The organism is Promicromonospora iranensis, assembly GCF_028994775.1.
In the GTDB taxonomy this organism is placed as follows: Bacteria; Actinomycetota; Actinomycetes; order Actinomycetales; family Cellulomonadaceae; genus Promicromonospora; species Promicromonospora iranensis_A.
This window is the reverse complement of the sequence record NZ_JAJQMN010000002.1, coordinates 573,442-596,417: the sequence shown is the minus strand read 5'-3', so window position 1 is coordinate 596,417 and position 22,976 is coordinate 573,442. Positions and strand designations below refer to the sequence as shown.

The window sequence follows — 22,976 nt, the reverse complement described above, 5'->3', positions numbered from 1 at the left end:
AACGCCGCACCGAACTACCGGGCTGGCTTCACTTCTACAACCACCACCGCACCCACTCAGCGATCGGCAACCAACCACCCATCAGCCGACTGAACAACGTCCCTGGACATCACACCTAGCCGCACCGGACCGCCCTCGATCGGGCACACCCGGTGCGGCCGCCCCTCCTCGTGAGGGGCTTTTTCGTGCCCGGACCCGATCGACGTACCGGAGAAGGACAATGATGAGCCAGCAGCGACGCACCACCGGCCCCGCAGGCGATGGTCCGGAGGAGGACCGTCTGTTCGAGGCGTCCGACGACGGCGTGCGCCCCCGCCGCTACCTCCTGACGATGTTCCCGTACCCGTCGGGGGACCTGCACATGGGTCACGCCGAGGTGTTCGCGATCACCGACGTCGTGGCGCGGTACTGGCGGGCCAAGGGGTTCGACGTGCTCAACCCGGTCGGCTGGGACTCGTTCGGCCTGCCCGCGGAGAACGCGGCGATCCTCCGCGGTGAGCACCCCGCGGTGTTCACGGAGGAGAACATCGCCACCCAGGCGGCGTCGGTCCGGCGTTACGGCGTCTCGTTCGACTGGTCGCGGCGCCTGCACACCCACGAGCCGGGCTACTACCGCTGGACCCAGTGGCTGTTCGCGAGGATGCACGAACGCGGCCTGGCCTACCGCGCCGCCGCCGAGGTGAACTGGTGCCCGAAAGATCGCACGGTGCTGGCCAACGAGCAGGTGGCCGACGGCGTGTGCGAGCGCTGCGGCACGGCCGTCGTCCGCCGGGTGCTGACGCAGTGGTTCCTCCGGATCACCGCCTACGCGGACCGGCTGCTGGACGACATGGCGCTGCTGGAGCCGGGCTGGCCCTCGCACGTGCTGACCGTGCAGCGGAACTGGATCGGCCGTGAGGACGGGCCGGACGGCGTCCGCTACCGCCTGCACGACTGGCTGGTGTCGCGGCAGCGCTACTGGGGTGCGCCGATCCCGGTCGTGCACTGCCCGGACTGCGGGGAGGTCGTCGTGCCGGACGACCAGCTGCCCGTCGAGCTGCCCCACCTGGAGGGCGACCAGCTGGTGCCCGGAGATGTCTCGCCCCTCGCCGGGGCGCAGGACTGGGTACGGACCACCTGCCCCCGGTGCGGCGGTCCGGCCGAGCGGGACACCGACACGATGGACACGTTCGTGGACTCGTCCTGGTACTTCCTGCGCTACCTGTCGCCGGGGTACGAGGGCGGCCCGTTCCGCCCCGAGGACGCCGCCCGGTGGATGCCGGCCGCGCTGTACGTGGGCGGGGTCGAGCACGCGACCATGCACCTCCTGTACGCACGGTTCGTGACCAAGGTGCTGTACGACATGGGCCTGGTGCCCTCGCCCGAGCCGTACGCGCGCCTGATGAACCAGGGACAGGTGGTCAACCAGGGCAGGGCTATGAGCAAGTCACTGGGCAACGGTGTGGACCTGGCGACGGAGCTGGACCGGCACGGCGTGGACGCGGTGCGGCTGGCGATGCTGTTCGCGGGACCGCCGGAGGACGACGTCGACTGGGCGGACGTCTCGCCCGACGCGATGCGGAAGTTCCTGGGCCGGGTGCTGCGCCTGGTGCCGGATCGTGGGTCGAGCTCGTCAGGACCCGGGTCTCGACAAGCTCGACCAGCGGAGGGAGCTCCACCGGCGGAGGAGCGGATCGGCGGCGACAGCTTGCGGCGGGCGGTGCACCGCACGGTGCACGACGTCGACGGTCTGGTCGAGGCCGGGCGGTTCAACGTCGCCGTCGCGCGGCTCATGGAGCTGGTCGGCGAGGTGCGGCGGGCGATGTCGGACGGCGGGGCAGGCCCCGACCCGGACGTCTCCCGGGAGGCGATCGAGGTGGTCGCGGTGCTGCTGAGCCTGTTCGCGCCGCAGACCGCTCAGGACCTGTGGACGAGCCTGGGGCACGTGACGCCGGTCGCGGCGCAGCCCTGGCCGGCCGTGGACCCGGAGCTGCTGGTGACGGACGAGGTCGAGGCGGTGGTCCAGGTGGACGGAAAGGTGCGCGACCGCCTGCCGGTGCCGGCTGACGTCACGGCGGCCGACCTGGAGCGGGCGGCCCTGGCCAGGCCGGCTGTGGGCCGGGCCGTGGGTGACCGGCCGGTACGCCGGGTGGTGGTGCGGCCGCCCCACCTGGTCAACGTCGTGCTGGGTTAGGTGAAGAGGCCGGCCGTCGCCATCCGGACGCGCCGGCGTGCGGTGCTCTCGTCGTCACCGAACCGGTCGACGCCCCACGACAGGGTGGTGACGAGCTCGAACACCTCCTCGGCCGTGACGGCGTCCACCGCGTCGCCCGAGGCCTTCGCCTGGTCCAGCAGCGCGCCGGTCTGCTCGAGCAGGGGGTTGCACGCGGGCGTCATGGACGAGTCCGGGTCGCCGTGGGCCGCGGCGATGCAGTGGGGCAGGTCGTGCCACATGCGCAGCTGCCAGGTCAGTCGCGCCAGCCACTCGGCGAGGGCCCCGCGGGGGCCGAGCGTCCGTGACAGCTCCTCGGCCTCTGCCAGCGCGAGGTCGGTACTGGCCTGCATCACCGCGGCGAGCAGGTCGTCGCGGGTCGGAAAGTTCCGGTAGAGCGTGGCGTTGCCCACGCCCGCGCGCAGGGCGATGCCGTCGAGCGAGGCGAGCACGCCCTCTTCCTCGAAGGTCTCGCGTGCCGCGCGGAGGATCGCGTCGCGGTTCCGCCGGGCGTCGGCGCGCAGCGGCCGCGGGGCGCGTGCGGCAGCACTTGGGGCAGCAGCCATGACACTCCTCCTTGCATAACCGGGGATAGTCCCCACATACTGATGCGGGGACGTTCCCCACTTGATCGAGGAGTATAGATGAACCAGACGCTCGACGGCCGGACAGTACTCGTGACGGGTGCGAACGGAGGGCTCGGAGAACAGTTCGTCGCGCAGGCGATCGAACGGGGGGCGGCCAAGGTCTATGCGGCGACGCGTAGGCCGAGGTCCTGGGACGACGCCCGTGTCCAGTCGTTGTCCCTCGACGTCACGGACGCCGACGACATCGCTCGCGCCGTGGTGGCGGCGCCCGACGTCGACCTCCTGATCAACAACGCGGCGATCGCACCCGCCGGTGATTCGATCGCGGTGCCCGAGGATGGGCTGCGGCAGATCTTCGAGACCAACTTCTTCGGCACGCTGCGCGTCGCGGCCGACTTCGCCCCCGTGCTCGCCGCGAACGGGGGTGGAACGCTGCTCAACGTCTTGTCCGCGGCGAGCTGGTTCAGCGTGCCGACGGGCTACGCGGCGTCGAAGGCCGCGATGTGGTCGGCGACCAACGGGCTGCGGGTGCAGCTGCAGGGACAGGGCACGCAGGTGACGGCCCTCCTGGTCGGCATGATCGACACCCCCATGTCGGCACGGTTCGACGTCCCCAAGGTGACCGCCGCCGACGTCGTCGCCCAGGCATACGACGGGATCGCGGACGGCCTGCTCGAGGTCCTGGCCGACGAGCCGACGCGCGAGCTCAAGTCCCGGCTGAGCACCAGGGCGGAGGAGCTCTACCCCTGGATGGGCGAGCAGCTCGCCACGTTCGTGCCGTGACGTCGGGCAGGCACGGCTAAGCGGTGCCGTCCTCGTCGAGCCTCGCGCGCAGCGACCGGAGCTCGGCGAGGATCTCGCGGTTCTGCGCGGCCAGGTCGTCGAGGCGCTCGTCCTTCTGCTCGTCGTCCTTGCGCTCCTCCTCGGACATCTCCTCCATGCCGTTGACGATGACGGCGATGAACAGGTTCAGCACCGCGAAGCCGACCACCAGGATGTAGAGCACGAAGAAGATCCAGGCCAAAGGGTGCACCACCATCACCGCCCGGGCGATGTCGGGCCAGGCCTCGCCCGTCATGGCCTGGAAGAGTGTGAACAGCGAGGTCCCCAGGTTGCCGAAGTACTCGTCGGAGGTCTCGCCGAACAAGTTCGTCGCGATCACCGCGGACACGTAGATGACCAGCACCAGCAGGGCACCCACTGCGCCCATGCCCGGCACGGCGCGCAGCAGGCCGTCCACGACGCGGCGCAGCGACGGCACCACGGTGATCACCCGCAGTACCCGGAGCACCCGCAGGGCACGCAGCGCGGACAGGGACTCGCTGGTCGGGAGCACCGCGACCCCGACGACGGCGAGGTCGAACAGGTTCCACGGGTCCCGGAAGAACTGACGACCGTTGGCGACGATCCGCAGGAGCAGCTCCACCACGAAGAAGCCGAGCATGGTGTGGTCGATCGCCATCAGGACTCTGAGGGCGGAACCGTCCACCATGGTCTCCGCACCCAGGACCAGGGCATTCGCCAGGATCACGACCAGCACGAGGTTGACGAACCACTTCTGGTCGAGGAAGCGGCGCAGCCGTTCCCGCCAGGTGCGTGGTTCGATGCGCGGCCCGGCCGGTGTGCCGATCGCCTGGTCCATGCGGTCTCCTTGCTGTCTCGTGCCCGGAGTCCTTGCTCCGGTCCTGCTCAGGCCCTGTGCCCGCGCGAACTCTAGCGCGGTGGCAACGCTGGACCGCGGCGGGTGTAATGTCCCAATATGGGAGTGATTCGGCCGGTCCGGTGGCAAGTCGGCAGAATCAGTGTTGAGGTAGTCGCAAGCAAGCCACACCACTCTGGAGGAAACACATCATGGGTTTCTTTGCCTTTCTCATTCTCGGGCTGATCGCAGGCGTGATCGCCCGGATCATCATCCCGGGCAAGCAGCCGGGTGGCTTCTGGCTCACGCTGCTCCTCGGTGTCCTCGGGGCCATGCTCGGTGGCTGGTTGGGCGGCATGCTCTTCGACGTCAGCCTGGATGAGTTCTGGTCCTGGCAGAGCTGGCTCTTCTCGGTGATCGGCGCGATCATCGTGATCCTGATCGTCCAGGCGATCTTCGGTCGTCGTAAGGCCGCTTGATCGCAGCGCCCCGCGGCCGCGCCGTCACCGTCGTCCTCCGGACGTCGGTGATCGGCGCGGCCGCGGTCGTGTGTACGGCCGGCCGCGGGCCGCTACCCGCGAAGGGTCCGGTGCCCGACGACGTCGCGGCTCGCGGTCGCGGCTCGCGACCGAAGTATCAGCCGATGATCGGGGCGCTCTCCGGGAGGCGGTAGAGGCGTCGTCGGGCGCGGAGCGCCAGCGCGGTGCCCAGCGTGATCGGTCCGAGCCGCCCGATGAACATGAGCAGCACCAGCACCACCTGGTGATACCAGGCCAGCTGTGCCGTGATGCCTGTGGAGAGGCCGGTCGTGGTGAAGGCGGACGTCACCTCGAACAGGATCTGGTCCACGTTGAACGGCGAGAGCGCCGTCATCCACAGGGTGGGGAGAACGACGATCGCCACGGCGAGCAGGGCGAGCGTGAGCGCCTGACGCTGGGTAGCCGGCGAGATCCTCCGGTCGAAGACCGTGGCGTCCGGGTCGCCGCGCAGCTCGGACCAGATCACCACGGCGAGCACGGCGAACGTCGTCACCTTGATGCCACCGGCCGTACCACCGGAGCCGGCGCCGATGAACATGAGGATGATCGTGCCGAGCCACGTCTCGGTGTGCATCTCGCCGGTGTTCACGGAGTTGAACCCGGCCGTCCGCGCCTGGACTGACTGGGTGAACGACGCCAGCAGCCGGCCGCCCGTGTCGAGACTGCCCATGGTCGCCGCGTTGTCCCACTCGGCCACGAGGAAGAAGACGGTGCCGCCCGCCAGCAGCAGCGCGGTCATCAGCAGCGTGATCTTGGTGTGGACGCTCCAGCGCACGGGGCGCAGTCGCTCGCGCAGCACCTCGAGCACGACGGGGAGCCCGAGCCCGCCCACGATGGTGGCGAGACAGATCGGCACGACGATCCACGGGTCTGCCACGAAGTCGATCAGCGACAGCGAGAACAGGGCGAAGCCCGCGTTGTTGTAGCCGGAGACCGCGTGGAACACGCCGTGCCAGAGCGCCCGGCCGAACGGCTCGTCGTACGCGACGGCGAAGCGCACGGTCAGCACCAGGGCCACGGCGGCCTCGACGACGAGTGCGAGGACGACCACGCGGACCAGCGTCCGCCGCACGTCACCCAGTCCGACCGTGCGGGTCGACGCCGCTGCGACGAGCCGAGAACTAAGGTCAAGGCGGCGCGAGACCAGGACGCCGAGCAGCGACGCGACGGTCATGACACCCAGGCCGCCGATCTGGATGAGCACCAGGATCACGGCCTCGCCGAACCCGGACCAGAACACCGGTGTGTCCGTGACGATCAGGCCGGTCACGCATACGGCCGACGTCGCGGTGAACAGGGCCTGCATGAAGGAGGCCGGCTCACCGGATGCCGCGATCGGCAGCAGCAGGAGCAGCGTGCCCACCGCTATGGCCCCGAGGAATCCGGCGATCACGAGCTGGCCGGGCCGCCGCTGCAGTGCGACCCCACGGCTCCGGTCACGACTCGCGGGGCTGCTGAACCGCATCTGGCTACCGTCGTCTTTCGTCCGTCGCACGTCGCGCTGTGGTGCGGGCGCCGTACGGTGCCCGTCGGTCACCGTAGTCCGTTATCGCGGCGGGCACGCGAGAGGCGCCGCCTCCGGCACCGGGCGGGAACCCGGTGCGGAGGCGGCGCCTCGCGACGAACTGCTGTGGTTCTGGCTCTCGGCTCAGACGACGCGGATGAACGTCGGGCTGTTCTGCCACATCTCGGTGTAGCGCACCGGCATACCGGCGGCCCAGGCCTCGATGATCATGCCGTCGCCCGCGTAGAGGGCGACGTGGCCGGGCGTCCAGACGATGTCACCGGGCTCGGGGTACGTGACCTGGTAGCCGGAGCTGAGCATCGCGCTCGAGGAGTGCGGCAGGCCCACGCCGAGCTGCGCGTACACGTACTGGATCAGGCCCGAGCAGTCCATGCCCTCGGCCGGCGAGTTGCCGCCGAGCACGTACGTGATGCCGAGGTAGTTGAAGGCGACGTTGATGGCCTGCTGGCCGACCGGCACCGGGTCCGGCGCGTCGACCGACACGACGGCGGGTCCGTCGCCCTTCTTGCCCTCGGCGCCCGAGGAGGCACCCAGCGCTTCCATCTCGATCGGCATCTTCGCGTCGCTCGGGACGGTCACGGTGGGGGCCGCGGCTACGGCCTGCTTGGCCACCGCGGTGAGGGAGTTGAGGTCGACCGTGTTCAGCTTCGCTGACTTCACATCGGTCTTGAGGTCCATCGCGGGGGCCGCGTGGGCCGTCGTCGCGATGGTCGAGATCAGAACGCCACCGGCTGCTGCGGCGATGGCACCACGGCGGGCAACGGTGCCGGCGTTCTCCGTGGCGGTACGAGCGAGGATGGTCAGCGGAGTCATGGCCGGCCGGCTGTCACGATGCCGGCCGCGGATGGAGTGCGTCACCTAATGTCTCCTGTACCGCCTGCGAGGTCAGCTGTCGGGTTCGGGTAGAGGAGTGCACACCCGGCCGAACGGCTACTGGGGGGTTCCGTCCGGCTTCACCCCGAGGATGACGATCCTGCTGTCACCCGGGAAGTGGGTCCCCCGCTCCTGTCTCGAACGTCTGGTCATGAACCGGTGACAGGATTCGGCGTCCGGCTCACGACTCCCACCGTTGCGGGGGAGCAGAAGTCAAAGTACACACCTTCATCAAAAAAGTCACGATCGGGTTACGCATTCCGGTCTGACCCAACGAAGGCGCAGATTTGCGCCGTTTCGGTCTTCCGGGGTTATGACCGACATCACATACATCGGCTACCGTTCGGCGGCATGGCCGAAAGTGCATCTCGCATCTCCGCCTGGTGGGTACTTCCCATCAGCGCCGTCGCCTGGTGGGTGTGCGGCTTCCTGCCCTGGCTCCTGCAGGCGTTGTACGAGGTCACCGGCCTGACCGAGGCCTCGACCGCCCGGCCGGCCGGCTTCCTGCCGCTCCCCTTCACCGCCGACGACGCGGTCGTCGGCCTGGTCGTCATGGCCCTGATCGGCGGGCTCCTCGGCGGCCTCATGGCGGCGATCCCGGCATCGGCGCGGGCCGGTGCGGCTGCCGCGACGACGGGGACCTTGCTCGCCATGTCCGCGGTGGGTGGCGGCACGTGGTGGCTCGCCGTTCGCGGCAGCGTGCCCGGTGACGCCGCACCTCTCGGGATGCTCGTCGTCACCGGTGCTGCCGGCGTCGTCGGGCTCGCGGTGGGTCTCCTCGTGGCCCTCGGTCCGGCGGCCCTGCGGGGGCTCGCCCTCGCCCTCCCGGTGGTGCTCGTGGACGGCTGGCTGTGGGGCCTCCTGCCAGGCAACCCGGTCTCCCCCACCGGTACGTGGTGGATCTTCGCGGTGGCGCTCGGCATCGCGTTCGGGCTCGCCGTGGACAGCCGGCCCATCGAGCTGCTGGGCTGGCTGCCCGCCGCCGGCATCGTGTGGGTGCTCCAGGCGGCCGGCCCGGCGCTCCTGGCCGTTCAGGAGAACATCTGGCCCGGCTCCGCGCTCAGCGAGGACCCCCTCTCGGCGGTGGCGATCGTGGGGCACGAGCTCGGCTCGGCGGCCGTCGTGTCCGACGGGCACCAGCTCGGTGCCTGGGTGGTCGCCCTGCTGCTCGGCGCGACGATCGCCGCGCTCCGGCTCTCGCGGGAGGCGGCGGACGAGGGAGAGCTCTCCGAGGCCTGGGCCTGATCCGGCAGCTGACGTCCCTACTGATTGCGATTCGGTAAATTTCACCCGCTCCGCCCCGCTCGCCCTGTTCCGGCCCTGTCCGGTCGCCCTAGGTTTGGTGCGGTTTGGGGGCATCCAGCCCCTGTGCGAACAAGGGGGCCTATATGGACAGGAAGTCATTCGTCGGTGCCGCTACCTCCGCGGCGCTCGCCGTGGCGGCGCTCGTCGCCTCGGCGCAGGGTGCGCAGGCCGCGACCAGCGATCCCCTCCGGGACAAGCAGTGGGGCCTGGACCAGATCAACGCCGAGGCGGCCTGGGCGGTCGGCACCGGTGAGGGCGCGGTGGTGGCGGTGGTCGACACCGGAGTCGACTTCGACCAGCCCGACCTGGCGGGCCAGCTCCTGCCGGGTGCCACCTTTGCCGGCTGCGCGGACGTCCGTCCGTGCGGCGAGGGGGACTTCAGGGGACCCGACGGCAAGAACGACGGAGACGAGCACGGCACGCATGTGGCAGGCATCGTCGCCGCCGCGTCCGACAACGGCATCGGCGTCGCGGGCGTCGCCCCGGGCGCCAAGATCCTCCCGGTCAAGGTGCTCGAAGCCGGTTCGGGCTCGTCGCAGGACATCGCCGACGGCATCCGATGGGCCGCCGACAACGGCGCTGACGTCATCAACCTTTCCCTGGGCTCGGCCCCGGGCGGGCAGCTGCTGACGATCATCGGCGTCGACACCCTGATGCGCGACGCCATCGCGTACGCCCGTGAGCAGGGAGTGCTCACCGTCGCAGCGGCGGGCAACTCATCGACGCCGCTGTGCAGCGACCCGGCGTTCACCAGCTCCGCGATCTGCGTGGGGGCCACGGACTCGGCCCGCGTCCACTCCTACTACTCGGAGCTGCCGGTCAAGCTCGACCTGAAGAGCGTCTCGGCGCCCGGCGGTTCGGGTGGGCTGACAGGGTGCGACGGTGATGTCTGGTCGACCGTGCCGGTGGGCACCGGCTCGGACACCTGCGCAGGCGGCAGCTACGACTCCTACGCCGGCACGTCCATGGCGACGCCGCACGTGGCCGGGGTCGCGGCTCTGCTCTACGGCCAGGGCCGGTCCATGGCAGAGGTCGAGAGCGCGATCCTCCACACCGCGCGGGACCCGCTCCTGGGTCTCGTGGGCGTGTGGACCCCGCTGTACGGGTACGGCATCGTCGACGCGGCAGCCGCCGTCGCGTACTGAGCGGGAGGTCGATCCGGCCACCTACCGGACTCGGCAGGCTCGACCAGCGGTGGTCGAGCCTGCCGAGATCCGGGGCAGAGACCCCGTCCGGGTCAGTACGGGCGGATGTAGACCGCGTAGTCCTGCCACTGGGCGGTGTGGCGTACGGGGGTGCCGTAGTTGGCGGCCTCGACGACCATGCCGTCGCCCGCGTAGAGCGAGACGTGGCCCTGGGTCCACACGATGTCGCCGGGCATCGGGGAGGTGACCTGGTAGCCCGCGGACACCATGGACGACGAGGAGTGCGGCAGCTCGATGCCGAGCTGCGCGTACACGTACTTGATCAGGCCGGAGCAGTCGAAGCCCGTCCCTGGCGACTCGCCGCCGTACGTGTAGGCGATGCCGATGTACTGCATCGCGATCGCGACCGCCTGGGCGCCGATGGAGCCGTCGGAGACATAGTCCGGGGTGGCCGGCTCGACCTCCTCGGCCACCGCTTCCGCCACCGCCTCCGGCTCGGGGTAGGTGGTGGTCTCCACGACGGGCTCGGGCTCGGGCTCGGGCTCAGGCTCCGGCTCCGGCTCCGGAGCGGGGGTGACCTTGACGGCCTTGCTCTCGATGTCGAGCCTGGCGTCGTTCGCCACCTGTACGGCAGGGGCCGCCGCGAGTTCTTTGCGAGCCTCTTGCGTCAGTGCGATCCTGTCGACGCTTGCCAGGCGGCTCGAGCCGTCTCCCATGACGGCGTGCGCACCGGGTGCGAAAGCCGTCGCGAGAAGTCCGGACGATGCCGCGATCAGCGCGCCGGAGCGGGCTGCTGTACGGGTCACGGTCATCAGGGGAGTGCTAGGAGCGTGATCGGCGCGGTGTCGGCCGCGTCGGACGGTGGTACTCACCGAAGTTCTCCAAGTCGCCGGTTGCGCGAGCCCGTACCGAACTGCGGAATGGGGCCTGCGGTTGCGCCTCCGGTGGCGCAACGGGACCGACGCTACATACGGGTCACGACCTTGTCTCGATCAGATAACGCTTGTCGTGAAGTATCAACGTGTCCGAAACGCGGGTAACTTTTCGACCAGATGCCTTTTCCCAGCCCAAGGGCCATTCTTAGCGTCGAAATGAGCCTATGGAGGGCATCGGGAAACACAAGAAGAAATGATGCGACACGCCGGTCTCCGGCGGCGTTTCAGTTCTTGTCCCGGGTGCGCCGTTCCGCCTCGGCCTTCAGCTCGGCCAGCTCCGTGTCCACGAGCTCCCGTGCGCGGGAGCCCAGCACGACGTTGGTCAGGCCGGCGAGCATCCCGCTCTGCGCGACCACCAGCGTCACCTCGCACGCGGCGTCGGACAACGGCACGATCTGGTGCGCAGCTCCCGACCGGACGCCAGGGGTGCTGCTCGACCAGGAGAAGCCGCGGCCCTCCGCGAGCCCGTCCACCTCCCAGACCGACCGGGGCAGGCCGGGCTGCGTCATCTCGACGCGGGAGCCGACGGCGATGGCCGGCTCGGGGCCGAGGATCGCCACGCTGGTCATGGAGCTGGTCCAGGTCGGCATGCGCTCGACGTCGGACAGGACCTGCCAGACGACGTCGGCGGGCGCCTCGACCCGGGTGCTGGTGCGGTAGGCATGGGCCACGGGCCCCAGGCTACGCCGGGCTCGAGAGCGACCGGCGCGGCCTGGGGCCCGTGGTGACCTACCAGTGGCCTACCACTGACCTACCACTGACCTACCAGGTCACGAACCCGTGGAGAGCTGGAGCGTGACGGTGGCACCCCAGCTGACGAGTGCGCCGGCCTCCGGGTCCGACGAGATGATCGTTCCCGCGGGCACCGTGTCCGACTCGGTGTCCTCGAAGACGCAGGTGAGGTGCGCCTGCTGGCAGGCGATCCCGGCGTCCTCGACGGTCATCGCGGTGAAGTCGGGTACCTCGATGGCGCTGTCGGTCACCTCGTCGGGGAGGGGCGTGAACTCGGTCGTGACGAAGGTGTCGACGGAGTGGATCTTGCCCATCGACTCCTCGGTCTCGAGCGGAACGTCCTGCTCCTCGTCGTAGATGTAGGTCCACGTCGCGTCGAACAGCATGAACGTCGCTGCGGTGCCGAGCCGGTCCGCGGTATCCCGTGCGCCCTGCTGCACCTCGACGCCGGGGAGCGTCTTGAGCAGCTCCCACGCGGCGGCGCGCAGCTCCGGAGAGCTCGGTGCCGCGCTGACCAGCCCCGAGGCTGCGTAGAGCACGGCCTCCTCGCCCTGCCCGGTCGGCTCGTAGGCGGTGCGCAGCGCCTCCTCGAGAGCGGCTGGTTCGGTAGGCAGCTCGGCGAGCTCCGCCCAGGTGAAGCTCACGTTGGTCTCGTCGTGCCCGAGGTTGAGGTACGTGGGCACGTTGAGCAGTGCCGGCCCGTTCGCGGTGAGCTCGAAGCTGACACCGTCGCCGTACCAGCGCTCGATCCCGAACAGGGCGGGGTTGGTCTCCTCGCCCTGCTTCGTGGTGTCGTGGCGTGTCACCACGTGGAGGTACGTCGCGTCCCGCCAGCCCTCCGGCGGCACTGTCGCGTCCTCGACGGGGTTGCTGGGTTCGTTGGTGAGCTCGTCGCCCGCGCCCGACGTCACCGGCGGTCCGCTCGGCGACGGCGACGGCGACGCCGCTATCGTCATCGAACCGCCAGGGAGGGCGGTGCCCGGCGCCTCCAGGGTGGTGGCCACCCAGGCCCCTCCGCCCAGCGCCAGCCCCATGGCCAGGGTGACGCCGCCCACCCGGGCGGCCCGTCGCCGTCGGGCAGCGGGGACCACCCGTGCGACGTCGACATCGATCTTCGGCGCGACCTGGGACACCTGGGTGCGCAGGTTCGCTGCGAACTGCTCGTCGTTGTTCATGACCTGCTCCGCTCGTCGGTGGTGCCTGTGGGGGTTGTCGTGGTGCGCGCGGCGTCGGCCGCGTCCTCCGTCTCGAGGAGCTCACGCAGGCGGGCGATGCCGCGTGACGCGGTGGACTTCACGGTGCCGACCGAGACTCCGGTCGCATCGGCGACCTCACGCTCCGACAGGCCCTCGAGGTGCCGGAGCACCACGATCCGGCGCTGCTTGGTGGGGAGCGTCAGCAGGGCGCGGCTGAGCCGGTCGCGCTCGGCGTGCCGGTCGGCCGGGCTGGGGCGTCCGTCCGACCGGTCGGGCAGCGTGTCGGAGGCCATGAGGACCTCCCGCCGACGCCGGCGCCAGCGGTCGACCCGCAGGTTGGCCAGGACGCGGCGCGCGTAGGCGAGCGGCTCGCCCTGCCGTGCCTTCGGCCAGGCGAGGTAGGTCTTCATGAGGGCTTGCTGCACCAGCTCCTCGGCGACGTGGGTGTCACCGCACAGCAGCCAGGCGGTGCGTGCGAGGGCTGGTGCCGACCGGGCCATGAAGCTGGCGAACTCAGCCTCCTTGTCCCCCACCACCACGACGTCGATCGCGTGAACCTTGTCGGGGCTCGAACGCCCCGCGACCATTGGCATGCTCATGCCTCCCTCACGGTCCAGCACGACAAAAGGTTGAGTGGACGGCTCGAAGGAGCATGTCGGCGTCCTTCCGTATCCTCGCGGCATGGCCACCCATCGGCTCACCGTGCAGCAGGCGCGTCGCATCGCCCTCCGGGCCCAGCTGCTCGACGCCCACCGTCCGGTCGACCTGATCCACCTGGTGGAGGACCTGACGTTCCTCGCGGTGGACCCGACGTCGGCCGTGGCGCCCGCCGTCGACCTCGTTGCCTGGTCCCGGTTGGGCGACCAGTACTGGCAGGGTGCCGTCGACGACGCGATCTCCGACCGCATGCTGTTCCAGCTGCGGGGCACCGTGCGGTCGATGAGCGATCTGCCCCTCTACCTGGAGCAGATGGCCCGCTGGCCGCAGAACGAGACCGTGCGGCAGTGGCTTGCTGACAACCTGGAGTTCGAGCGGGACGTGCTGGCGCTGATCGAGGCGGACGGGCCGGTGCTCGCCAAGGACGTGCCCGACACGGCCCGGGTGCCGTACACGTGGGGTGCCGAGGGATGGAGCAGCCGGCGCAGCGTGGCCGAGATGCTCGAGGCGCTGAACATGCAGGGCAAGCTCGCGATGGTCGGGCGCAAGGGCAGGCAGCGGCTGTGGGACCTTGCGGAGCGGGTGTATCCGCAGGTCGAGCCGGTCCCCCTGGAGGAGGCGCTGCGGGAGCGGGTCGACCGGCGGCTGGCCGCCGAGGGCATCGCCCGCAAGCGGGTGCAGGGCCGCTCCGGCGACGCCTGGTGGGTGGAGCTGCCCGGCGAGGTGGTCCAGGTCGAGGGGACGGACGGCGAGTGGCGGGCCGACCCGGCGCTGCTCGAGCATGCGGACGAGGAGTTCGAGCCGCGCACCGCCCTGCTGTCCCCGTTCGACGCGATAGCCGCTGACCGGCCTCGCCTGCTCGACCTGTTCGACTACGAGTACATGCTCGAGATGTACAAGCCGAGGGGCAAGCGTCGCTGGGGCTACTTCGCGCTGCCGATCCTGCACGGGGAACGGTTCGTGGGAAAGCTCGACGCGAAGGCGGATCGCAAGGAGGGTGTCCTGAACGTCTTCGCGGTACACGAGGACCTGCCGTTCGACGGGGCCACGATGGACGCGGTGCACGCCGAGGTCGAACGCCTCGCGGCGTGGCTGGGGCTGGGCCGGGTCGACTACGCCCGGGACGCGTAAGCCCTTCGTCTCGCTGCTGACCCCGAGTCAGGTGGTTGAAAGTTTCACCACTCCCAAGGGGTCCGAAATGCGACTATCATCCGCGAGGTGACGTCGCAGATGATGGTCGACCTGGTTCCCGTGGACGAAGACGTGCTCGAGGTCCTCCTCGCCCTGGCTGTCGCCGAGGCCCAGCCCGGCGAGGTGATGCCGCCCGCCTCCGGCGAGTCGGCCACCGAGCCCCGCACCACCTGGACCGACCTTCGCAAGGGCGCGTTCCGGGAGTACCACCGCCGGTGCCGGGTGAACCCGCACGCCCCGGTCCCCGAGGTGACCTGGGCGGTCACCGCCAGGGGCAGGGTGGTGGGCGCCGCGCGCCTGGCCCTGGTCGACGGCGACCCGACCGCGCGAGAGGTCGGCCTCTGGCTCGGCCGGTCGTACCGCGGCCAGGGCATCTCCGGCGAGGTGGCCTACTGGGCACTCGCCGCGGCGCAGACCATGGACGCCAAGCGTCTGGTGGCGCGGACGACGGCGCGCTCGACGGTCGTCCGGAGGTCTCTGGAGCGCATCGGTTTCGAGGTGGTGGACAGCGGTGGTCAGCTGGTCGGCACCATCGCCGTGCCCTGACGCCCTGCCCTGACCCACCCGGCTCAGTCGAGCGTGAGCGCCTCGAGCTCGGCGCGTGTCCCCGCGAACACGTTCATGTCGATGTACGGCTCGACGCCGTCGTAGCCGGGCAGCCGGTCGCGGTTCGAGTACTGCCAGATCGTCCAGTCGCGCCCGTCGGACAGCCGGGGCGTCCACGCGACCGACCGGATCCAGACGGGCAGGTCCGGGTAGCGACCGGCGAGGTACAGGTCGTACGCCTCCTGCGTCGCGTACACGATCGGAGCGGCACCGTAGTGCTCCTCGATCCCCGCGACGAGCGGGTCGAGGATCGCGCGCACCGTTTCCGGTGACGGGTGGTCCTCGTAGAACGCGCCGTAGAACTCCAGGTCGATCACCGGCGGAAGGGTCCCGGGGGTCGCCGGGACCTCGGCGGCGAGCTGCGCCGCCTGTTCGGCGCCCGGGCTCTCGAAGCTCATGAAGTGGTACGCGCCGACGAGCAGGTCGGTCCGGGTGGCGGCCGCCCAGTTCGCGGCGAACCGCGGGTCGGTGTGCGAGGCGCCCTCGGTGGCCTTGATCCAGGCGAAGTCGAGGTCCTGCGCGGCCAGCACGTCCCAGTCGATCTCGCCCTGGTAGTGCGCGACGTCCACACCCCGCACGTCGTACCGGGCGGCGGGGATCCGGTTGGGCCAGACGACGCCGTTGGCCACGAGCACGCCGAGCACCGCTACGACGGCGACGCCCGCCGCCGTCGTCCACACGGCTTTTCGACCAGTGCTCATTCGCCCGTCGCACCGCCCGCCAGCTCCGCGGAGATGTCCAGGTGGCCCGCGTGGCGGGCGTACTCCTGCAGCACGTGGAAACAGATCCACGCGAGCGTCGGCGGATCCTCGGTGAACCGCCCGCCCAGCGCGCCGCGCTCGTCAAGGGCGTGGGTCGAGAGCACCTCGCTGGTCACGCCGCCACCGGCATGGAGGTCCCGGAGCAGCTCGTCCAGCCCGACGCCGTCGGGCACCGCCCAGGGGGCGTGCGGCTCCTGGTCCGCGTGGTCGCCCCACGGTCGCTCGACCGGCTCCGCCAGGAAGCCCCACCGGAACCAGCGCTGCTCCATGTGCACCAGGTGAATCAGCAGCTCGAGCGGTGACCAGCCGGAGGGGAGGCGGGAAGCGCGCAGGTCGGCGTCCGACAGGCCGCGCAGCTTCCGGTCCACGGCCTGCCGGTAGTAGTCCAGGTAGGCGGTGAACAGGGCGGCCGGATCGGCGGAGTCGAGGCGCGGTTCACGGTCGGAGAGGGGCACGCTGAGAGGCTACTTCGCGACACTGACAACTCGGTCGCCGAAGTGCTGTGACATTCGTGCGGTCGGTGCGTCTGTAGTGCATGACGCAGACCATGACCCAGACCACGACCCAGACCACGACCCACACGAGGAGCGGGACCTACGGCCTCGCTTCGAACCCCTCGGAGTGGGCGGCGCACCGCCGCGCCGTCGTCTTCTCGGTGCGCCGGATGTTCCCCGGGGTCGACGCTGAGCGGGCCGCCACCGAGGGGCTGGGCGAGCTGTGCCGCCAGATAGTGGTGCACGGCGCCGTCGACCGGCCGGCCGTCGTGTGGTGCGAGGCGGCCGTCGCTGCGGCCGCACGCCTCCGGGCCGGGGTCGGTTCACCGGCATGAACCGCCGGAGGTGCGCCCCGGCGCCGTCCGACCGCCCGCATCCGCGGATGTCGGACGCACAGGCCTACGGAACCTGTGCGCCCGACACCTTCATCAGCGCGTGCTGCAGACCTCTGCGACGAACCGCGCGGCCCGCTCGCGCAGACCCGCGATGCGCCGGTCGGTGATCAGCGCACGCATGGCGGGGTCGTTGCCCGCCTCCGTGAACGTCGGCATGCGCCGCACGTTCCGCGAGCAGCCGAACTCGGTGCAGATCAGCGTGCCGATGGTGTTCCCGTTGCGCCCCGAGGCACCGCCACGGCGGGCGACGTAGAGGGAGACGTCGTCCGTGACGACGACGTCCTCGCACCAGGCGCACACGCCCTTGGTACGCGCGCGGCCCGCCTTGGCGTCGGCGGAGCGCAGCAGCACGCCGGCCGGTTCGCCGTCGAGCTCGAGCACCACGTACGCGGACAGGGGCGCCTTGCGGTCGTGCCATCCGAGGTAGTCGAGCCGCTCCCAGTCGAGCGTGTCGAGGTCGGGAAGGGTGGCCTGCGCGGCCTCCCGCTTGCTCGCGTTCACGAAGGACGCGCGGATCTGCTTCTCGGTCAGAGGGTTCATGGGGTATCGGCTTCCGGTCGTTCGGAGGCCACCGGCCATCGGCCGTCGCAGGGTGTGCACGACAGGGGGTGCACGACAGGGTGTGTACGACGGCGCCTCGGTCACCGACACGTTCGGGTCACCGGGCAGGCAGGCGGCAGGGCAGGGGACGATGCCGCGCCCGCCTCCGACGTGCGGCCGCGGCGCGCGACCGTCGAAGCGGTCCGTGCGGGATGCTGCCGTGCGTGATCAGAGAGTCGTGACGCGGGTCCGGGCGCTGCCCGAGCAGGCCGTGACGGCCGCCCCGCATCCCGCGGTGAGTTCCCGCATCTCTCGCTCCTCGTGTGTTCCGTGAGGCCGGCCGGGCCAGATCGCCGCGCAGCCGACCGTTCGATGCTACGACACCGGCCCGGCGCGGTACACGTGGTTTTTGCCACAGGCCAAGGCCTGGGACACCGGCCACCGCCGCCCCGCGAGGCGCATGCCGCCTCGGCTCAGGTCCAGGTGGCGGTCGCGGGGTCGACGCCGTGGGCCAGGGCGTTGGCGTCCACGATGTCGCGGAGCCAGCCGGCGAGGCCCACCTCGATGTCGTCGTAGAACTTCAGGAAACCCGGGTCGTCGACGTAGGAGCGGGCCAGGCAGACGTGCATCGAGTGGGTGCAGTCGAAGTAGGTGCTCATCGACGCGCGGTGCCGCTCGGCCAGGGCGTTCGCCCGCTCGCTCCCCGGCCGCACCCCCTCGCGGACGGCCATGGCCAGGTCGCCGTGCAGTGCCTCGACGTCCGCCATGATCCGGCGCCAGTCCTCCGGGCTCCGGTCCGCGGCCCGTTCGGCGTACTGCGCCCACTGCTCGCTGTCGCCCCAACGGTCCCTGGCCACGAGCTGCTGGGACGGCTCCCAGCGTTCGCCGAAGATCTCCACCTGCTCCCCGGGGGAGAGCAGGATGCCGGAGCGGCGCGCCTCGATCAGCCGGTCCAGTGCGTCCGCCGAGCGTTCCAGGCGCCTGATGTGCTCGCGCACCTGGTCCAGCTGCCTGCGGAGGGAGTCTTCCGCGTCGTCGGTCGGCGCGTCGAGCAGGGCACCGATGTCGGCGAGGGGGACACCGAGCTCGCGGTAGAGGCGTACCCGGTGGAGCCGGGCGACGTCCGCGGCGTCGTAGAGCCGATGACCGCCCGAGGTGCGCTGGGACGGGCGGGCCAGACCCACCTCGTCCCAGTGGTGCAGGGTCCGGACCGTGACGCCCACGGCGGACGCGGCGCCGCCGACGGTCAGGCCGTCCGGCGGCACCGCGTCGGTGGTGCCCTGGTGCGTCATCCGGTCCAGTCTCGCAGCAGGCCCGGTCACCGGGGCGACCTCACGCGGAGGGACCCTCGATGCCCAGGTCCTCGCGCAGGGACTGGGCCTCGGCGCTGGCCGGGTCGAAGGGACGGGCAGCCGTCATGACCACCCGCATGTTCTCCGGTGTGACCACCTCGACGTCGACGGTGTTCCAGGGCGTCCGGCGTGGTCCGGTGGTGCTGCCGGGCAGCAGCTCCTCGCAGGCAGCGGCGATCTGTTCCACCTGGCTCAGCACGCACGAGAAGCTCACGCTCGCCGGAGCCGGGCTGTCCGCGGCCTCCGTCGGGACCAGCAGGACGTCCTGGAACGCCCAGCGCCGCAGGTGGGTGACGCGGCCCGGGGCAGCGAAGAACTCGAAGAAGCCGAGGCCACGCGTCCAGAACTCGACGGAGGCGGCCATGTCCCCCGTGGGCACGTTCACGAACATCGGCATGCCGTAGATGCCGCGAAACAGCTCGGGGGGCTCGGCGTCCGGTCCGGGAAGGGGGACGGGGCCCATGTCGAAGGCAGGAAATATATCGGTCATGGCGCCAGCGTGGCCCCTCACGTGGCGTGAGGTTCAAGTCCGGACGAGAGCTCCGGCCTGCTACCGGCCTGAGGTGGCCGAGGCGGTGTGCCGGCGCTGACCGGTTACCGGTGCGTCGGCTGCAGGTCCGCCGTCCTCCCGGCGGCAGCCTCGCGGTCGGCCGGGTCAGCGAGGTGGCCGGACCGCTTGAGCCACCACTCGGCGAGCAGCGTGGTCAGCGGCGGGACCGCGGCGGCGAGCGCCACGAGCGTCCGGAACCAGCCCCAGCGCAGCCTGACCGCCACGATCAGCGTCACCACCACGAACAGCACGAACGCGCCGCCGTGGAGCCGACCGAACAGCCACACCCCCGCCTCGGTGGTCTCCGTGACGTACTTGAGGAACATCCCGACCAGTAGTCCGGCCCAGGTGAACGCCTCGATCCAGGCGACGATGGCGAACAGGCGGCCGAGGCGAGACATCGCGGGCATGCGGAACCTTCCGGAGGCGGGGCGGGTCGCCCCCAGTCTGCCTGACGCCGGACGCTGCTCCGCGCCGCCCGGCTACCGCAGCCGGGACCGGACGGCCGCGCCCGCGCAGGCGATCACCGCCAGCCCGCCGAGCACCGTCGGCCAGGTGAGCTGTTCGTGCAGCAGCAGTGCGGCCCAGCAGATGCTGAGCACCGGCTGGACCAGCTGGACCTGGCTGACCTGTGCCATCGGGCCGATCGCGAGGCCGCGGTACCAGGCGAAGAAGCCGAGGAACATGCTCACCACCCCGAGGTAGGCGAACAGCGCCCAGTCGAGCGGGGAGCCCGTCGGCGGGCTCTGCGCCAGCGAGACGCCTGTGAGCAGCATCATCGGGACGCCGGCGAGCACGAGCGCCCACGAGATGGTCTGCCACGCCCCCAGCTCGCGGGCGAGCAGCCCGCCCTCCGCGTAGCCGACGGCGCACGCGACGACAGCACCGATCAGCAGCAGGTCCGCAGCGTGCAGCCCGCCCGTCCCGCCGCCCTGCACGGCGGCGAAGCCGACCGCCGCCACCGCTCCCAGCGCTGCCGTCACCCAGAACGACACCCGGGTCCGCTCACGCCCGCGCAGCACGGCCAGCACCGCCGTCACGGCGGGGAGCACCGCGATGACGACGGCGCTGTGGCTCGCCGACGCCGTCGTGAGCGCGAACGAGGTGAGCACCGGGAAGCCGACGACCACGCCACCCGCGACGATCGCGAGCCGCGCCCACTGCGCGCCACGGGGCCGGCGCTGCCGGGTGACCGCCAGGGCGACTGCCGCGAGCGCCGCCGCGACGACCGCGCGGCCGCAGGAGACGAACAGCGGTGACATGCCGCCGTCGTCGACCACCATGCGCGTGAAGGGGACGGTGAACGAGAAGGCCGCGACCCCGAGAAGGCCCCACCAGAGGCCGGCTCGGGCGGACGATAGCGGCGGTGCCGCCGGGAGGGTAGCGCTACTGTTGCTTGTCATGTATGACGATAGCAGTGCGCGCATCGTCGCCGGCCTGCACGAGTGGCTGACGACCGCGCCCCCGGGAGCCCGCCTGCCGTCCAGCCGTGCGCTCGTGGCGCAGTACGGGGCGAGCCCGGTCACGGTGCAGAAGGCGCTGCGCACCCTCGCGTCGCAGGGTGTCGTGGAGACCCGGCCCGGCGTCGGCACCTTCGTCCGGGCGGTGCGCGTGCCGCACGCCCACGACTTCGGCTGGCAGACGGCGGCCCTCGGCCCTCGCACCCGGCCAGGCCAGCAGCTGTCCCGGGCCCTGCACACCGCGCCGAACGACGTGATAGCGCTGCACTCGGGCTACCCGGACCGCGAGCTGCTGCCCGAACGCCTGGTCCGCTCCGCGTTCACCCGGGCCGCGCGCAGCGACGCCGCCGTCACCAGGCCACCCACCGCAGGGCTGCCCGACCTGCAGGCGTGGTTCGCAGCGGAGCTCGGCGGCGCGGCACCTACCGGGGTGACGCCGCCGGCCCCCAGCGACGTCGTCGTCTTCCCCGGCAGCCAGTCCAGCCTCAGCACCGTCTTCCGCGCCCTGGTGGGCGCAGGGCGGCCCCTGCTCGTCGAGTCACCCACCTACTGGGGTGCGATCCTCGCCGCGGAGCAGGTGGGCGTGCAGCTGGTGCCGGTGCCGAGCGGCCCGCGGGGACCGGACCCCGACGAGCTCGCACGCGCCTTCGACCGCACCGGGGCGCGCGCCCTCTACGCGCAGCCGAGCTTCGCCAACCCGACCGGCGCCCGCTGGTCGCCGGACCTGGCCGACGAGGTGCTCCGGCTGGCCCGCGAGCACGGCGCCTTCGTGATCGAGGACGACTGGGCCCACGACTTCGGGATCGCCCAGGACGTGGTGCCACTCGCGGCCCGTGACGACGGTGGGCACGTGGTCTACCTGCGCTCGCTGGCGAAGAGCGTCTCCCCGGCGGTGCGTGTCGCCGGGCTGGTCGCCCGCGGCCCGGCCCGTGACCGCATCCTCGCGGACGCGCAGGCCGAGTCGCTGTACGTGAGCGGCATGCTCCAGGCGGTAGCCCTCGACGTCGTGACCCAGCCGGCCTGGCGCACGCACCTGCGTGGCCTGCGCCAGCAGCTCGCCGCCCGGCGCGACCTGCTGCTCGGCGCGCTCCGGGAGCACGCACCGGCCGCCCGCGTCGACACGGTGCCGCAGGGCGGTCTTAATCTCTGGGTGCGGCTCCCCGACACCACCGACGTCGCACGCCTGGTCCGGGACTGCGATGCGGCCCACGTCGTCGTGGCCGCGGGTGACGAGTGGTTTCCCGCCGAGCCGACCGGCCCGTTCCTGCGCCTCAACTACTCCGGGCCGAACCCCGGCGCGTTCCCGGAGGGCGCGCGGGTGCTCGGGGAGGTGCTGGCGCGGCAGGCGGGCTGACGCGAGACGCTCGACCGCCCGAATCAGCTGGATCGCCGACTTCTCGCCTCGATACGTTGGACACATGTCGATCAGCGACCAGCACCTCACCGGCCGGACCGCGCTCGTGACCGGGGTGTCGCGGCGCAAGGGCATCGGCTACGCGGTGGCCCGCCAGCTCGCCGCCCTCGGTGCGAGCGTCTTCACGCAGCACTACGCCCCGCACGACGCCGCGACGCCGTGGGGTGCCGACGATCTCGACGCCGTGCACGCCGGGGTGCGGGAGGCCCTCCGGGGTGACGCCGTGGCCGGCTCCGCGGGTGCGGACCTCAGGGACCCGGCACAGGTCGACTCGCTGTTCGACGCCGCGAGCGCCCTCACCGGCTCCGTCGACCTGCTCGTGTGCAACCACGCCCGGAGCGGCGGGGACGGGTCGATCCTCGACATGTCGCCGGCGGCCCTCGACGGGTTCTGGGAGACCAACACGCGTTCCACGATCCTGCTCACCCGCCGGTTCGCGCTGCAGTTCCTGGACGCGGCGCCGGAGGCGGCGGCCAGTCCGGGGGAGCGGCAGGCGCGGACGGCGCCGTCCGACCCGGTCACGGCTCCGAAGGTGTTCTGGATGACGTCGGGGCAGCAGCAGGGGCCCATGCGGGGCGAGGTCGCGTACGCGGCGTCCAAGGCCGCGCTGGCGGGGGTGACGGCGACGGTCGCGGCGGAGCTGCTCGACCTCGGGATCGTCCTCAACACGGTCAACCCCGGGCCGGTCAACACGGGGTACCTCGACCCGGGCTCGACGGACCGGCCGCTCGAGGAGCTCGAGGCGTGGAAGGCCGCCACCCCGTTCGGCCGCTGGGGCGAGCCGACGGATCCCGCGCGCCTCATCGGCTGGCTCGCCGGGCCGGCCGGCTCCTGGGTGGTCGGCCAGGTCATCACCACGGACGGCGGCTTCAGCCTGCAGTGACCGGCC

25 protein-coding genes, 1 pseudogene and 1 riboswitch are annotated in these 22,976 nt (G+C 71.3%); of the genes and pseudogenes, 11 read left to right on the top strand and 15 right to left on the bottom strand.

What is annotated here, in order from left to right; all coding sequences use genetic code 11:
• A pseudogene (locus LUU90_RS05430) lies at positions 1–119 on the top strand (IS481 family transposase); the annotation flags it as partial.
• Positions 120–223: 104 nt separating this feature from the next.
• Positions 224–2,173, top strand: coding sequence for a class I tRNA ligase family protein (locus LUU90_RS05425; protein WP_275002279.1), 1,950 nt, complete (start codon positions 224–226; stop codon positions 2,171–2,173).
• On the opposite strand, the gene LUU90_RS05420 is transcribed toward LUU90_RS05425, so the two are convergent.
• A complete protein-coding gene (locus tag LUU90_RS05420; protein WP_275002278.1) occupies positions 2,170–2,757 on the bottom strand; it encodes a TetR/AcrR family transcriptional regulator in 588 nt (195 codons plus the stop codon). The two genes, LUU90_RS05425 and LUU90_RS05420, sit on opposite strands and share 4 nt — an antisense overlap.
• Before the next feature lie 78 nt (positions 2,758–2,835).
• Here LUU90_RS05420 and LUU90_RS05415 point away from each other — a divergent pair, with 78 nt between their 5' ends.
• Positions 2,836–3,561 (top strand): SDR family oxidoreductase, encoded by a 726-nt coding sequence (locus tag LUU90_RS05415; protein ID WP_275002277.1) that lies wholly within the window; start codon positions 2,836–2,838, stop codon positions 3,559–3,561.
• A 16-nt stretch (positions 3,562–3,577) separates the two neighbouring features.
• Here LUU90_RS05415 and LUU90_RS05410 read toward each other — a convergent pair whose 3' ends face one another.
• Positions 3,578–4,420, bottom strand: a complete 843-nt coding sequence (locus LUU90_RS05410; protein ID WP_275002276.1) for an ion transporter — start codon at positions 4,418–4,420, stop codon at positions 3,578–3,580.
• A gap of 209 nt (positions 4,421–4,629) precedes the next feature.
• Between LUU90_RS05410 and LUU90_RS05405 the strand changes: the two genes are divergently transcribed.
• A complete protein-coding gene (locus LUU90_RS05405; protein WP_275002275.1) occupies positions 4,630–4,896 on the top strand; it encodes a GlsB/YeaQ/YmgE family stress response membrane protein in 267 nt (88 codons plus the stop codon).
• A 157-nt stretch (positions 4,897–5,053) separates the two neighbouring features.
• Here the strand turns inward: LUU90_RS05405 and LUU90_RS05400 are convergent, their stop codons facing one another.
• Both LUU90_RS05400 and LUU90_RS05395 read right to left on the bottom strand, forming a co-directional pair.
• Positions 5,054–6,421, bottom strand: a complete 1,368-nt coding sequence (locus tag LUU90_RS05400; protein WP_275002273.1) for a TrkH family potassium uptake protein — start codon at positions 6,419–6,421, stop codon at positions 5,054–5,056.
• 183 nt (positions 6,422–6,604) lie between these two features.
• A complete protein-coding gene (locus LUU90_RS05395; protein WP_275002272.1) occupies positions 6,605–7,339 on the bottom strand; it encodes a C40 family peptidase in 735 nt (244 codons plus the stop codon).
• 1 nt (position 7,340) lies between these two features.
• Positions 7,341–7,539: riboswitch (cyclic di-AMP (ydaO/yuaA leader) on the bottom strand.
• Positions 7,540–7,705: 166 nt separating this feature from the next.
• Between LUU90_RS05395 and LUU90_RS05390 the strand changes: the two genes are divergently transcribed.
• Both LUU90_RS05390 and LUU90_RS05385 read left to right on the top strand, forming a co-directional pair.
• Positions 7,706–8,599, top strand: coding sequence for a hypothetical protein (locus LUU90_RS05390; protein ID WP_275002271.1), 894 nt, complete (start codon positions 7,706–7,708; stop codon positions 8,597–8,599).
• Positions 8,600–8,742: 143 nt separating this feature from the next.
• Positions 8,743–9,804 (top strand): S8 family serine peptidase, encoded by a 1,062-nt coding sequence (locus LUU90_RS05385; RefSeq protein ID WP_275002270.1) that lies wholly within the window; start codon positions 8,743–8,745, stop codon positions 9,802–9,804.
• 92 nt (positions 9,805–9,896) lie between these two features.
• On the opposite strand, the gene LUU90_RS05380 is transcribed toward LUU90_RS05385, so the two are convergent.
• From LUU90_RS05380 to LUU90_RS05365, 4 genes are all read right to left on the bottom strand, one after another.
• Positions 9,897–10,610, bottom strand: coding sequence for a C40 family peptidase (locus LUU90_RS05380; protein ID WP_275002269.1), 714 nt, complete (start codon positions 10,608–10,610; stop codon positions 9,897–9,899).
• 353 nt (positions 10,611–10,963) lie between these two features.
• Positions 10,964–11,410, bottom strand: a complete 447-nt coding sequence (locus LUU90_RS05375) for an SRPBCC family protein (RefSeq protein WP_275002268.1) — start codon at positions 11,408–11,410, stop codon at positions 10,964–10,966.
• 99 nt (positions 11,411–11,509) lie between these two features.
• On the bottom strand, positions 11,510–12,646 hold the full coding sequence (locus LUU90_RS05370; protein WP_275002267.1) for a PASTA domain-containing protein: 1,137 nt from the start codon (positions 12,644–12,646) through the stop codon (positions 11,510–11,512).
• Complete coding sequence (locus tag LUU90_RS05365; RefSeq protein ID WP_425596188.1) at positions 12,643–13,266, bottom strand: SigE family RNA polymerase sigma factor; 624 nt, start codon at positions 13,264–13,266, stop codon at positions 12,643–12,645. The genes LUU90_RS05370 and LUU90_RS05365 overlap by 4 nt, the downstream gene beginning before the upstream one ends.
• 82 nt (positions 13,267–13,348) lie before the next feature.
• Here LUU90_RS05365 and LUU90_RS05360 point away from each other — a divergent pair, with 82 nt between their 5' ends.
• Positions 13,349–14,455: a DNA glycosylase AlkZ-like family protein gene (locus LUU90_RS05360; RefSeq protein WP_275002266.1), complete on the top strand. Its 1,107-nt coding sequence runs from the start codon at positions 13,349–13,351 to the stop codon at positions 14,453–14,455.
• Positions 14,456–14,542: 87 nt separating this feature from the next.
• Positions 14,543–15,061: a GNAT family N-acetyltransferase gene (locus tag LUU90_RS05355; RefSeq protein WP_275002265.1), complete on the top strand. Its 519-nt coding sequence runs from the start codon at positions 14,543–14,545 to the stop codon at positions 15,059–15,061.
• A 23-nt stretch (positions 15,062–15,084) separates the two neighbouring features.
• Here the strand turns inward: LUU90_RS05355 and LUU90_RS05350 are convergent, their stop codons facing one another.
• Positions 15,085–15,822, bottom strand: a complete 738-nt coding sequence (locus LUU90_RS05350) for a GH25 family lysozyme (protein ID WP_275002264.1) — start codon at positions 15,820–15,822, stop codon at positions 15,085–15,087.
• Positions 15,819–16,337: a DinB family protein gene (locus LUU90_RS05345; protein ID WP_275002263.1), complete on the bottom strand. Its 519-nt coding sequence runs from the start codon at positions 16,335–16,337 to the stop codon at positions 15,819–15,821. Before LUU90_RS05345 ends, LUU90_RS05350 begins: the two co-directional genes overlap by 4 nt.
• A gap of 92 nt (positions 16,338–16,429) precedes the next feature.
• Here LUU90_RS05345 and LUU90_RS05340 point away from each other — a divergent pair, with 92 nt between their 5' ends.
• Complete coding sequence (locus LUU90_RS05340) at positions 16,430–16,711, top strand: hypothetical protein (protein ID WP_275002262.1); 282 nt, start codon at positions 16,430–16,432, stop codon at positions 16,709–16,711.
• Positions 16,712–16,804: 93 nt separating this feature from the next.
• Here LUU90_RS05340 and LUU90_RS05335 read toward each other — a convergent pair whose 3' ends face one another.
• The 5 genes from LUU90_RS05335 to LUU90_RS05315 all read right to left on the bottom strand — a co-directional run bounded on the left by LUU90_RS05335 (position 16,805) and on the right by LUU90_RS05315 (position 20,616).
• Positions 16,805–17,311, bottom strand: coding sequence for an FBP domain-containing protein (locus LUU90_RS05335; protein WP_275002260.1), 507 nt, complete (start codon positions 17,309–17,311; stop codon positions 16,805–16,807).
• Between the two features lie 473 nt (positions 17,312–17,784).
• Entirely contained in the window at positions 17,785–18,603 is an 819-nt protein-coding gene (locus LUU90_RS05330; protein ID WP_275002259.1) for a MerR family transcriptional regulator, read from the bottom strand.
• A gap of 40 nt (positions 18,604–18,643) precedes the next feature.
• A complete protein-coding gene (locus LUU90_RS05325; protein ID WP_275002258.1) occupies positions 18,644–19,153 on the bottom strand; it encodes a VOC family protein in 510 nt (169 codons plus the stop codon).
• Positions 19,154–19,257: 104 nt separating this feature from the next.
• Positions 19,258–19,623 (bottom strand): DUF3817 domain-containing protein, encoded by a 366-nt coding sequence (locus LUU90_RS05320; RefSeq protein ID WP_275002257.1) that lies wholly within the window; start codon positions 19,621–19,623, stop codon positions 19,258–19,260.
• A gap of 72 nt (positions 19,624–19,695) precedes the next feature.
• The gene (locus LUU90_RS05315; protein WP_275002255.1) at positions 19,696–20,616 is read right to left on the bottom strand and encodes a DMT family transporter; all 921 of its coding nucleotides are present in this window, start codon (positions 20,614–20,616) and stop codon (positions 19,696–19,698) included.
• Here LUU90_RS05315 and LUU90_RS05310 point away from each other — a divergent pair.
• Together LUU90_RS05310 and LUU90_RS05305 are read left to right on the top strand one after the other, a co-directional pair.
• Positions 20,615–22,027, top strand: coding sequence for a PLP-dependent aminotransferase family protein (locus LUU90_RS05310; protein WP_275002253.1), 1,413 nt, complete (start codon positions 20,615–20,617; stop codon positions 22,025–22,027). The genes LUU90_RS05315 and LUU90_RS05310 overlap by 2 nt on opposite strands.
• Before the next feature lie 64 nt (positions 22,028–22,091).
• Positions 22,092–22,970 (top strand): SDR family oxidoreductase, encoded by an 879-nt coding sequence (locus LUU90_RS05305; RefSeq protein ID WP_275002252.1) that lies wholly within the window; start codon positions 22,092–22,094, stop codon positions 22,968–22,970.
• The last annotated feature ends 6 nt before the right edge of the window (positions 22,971–22,976 follow it).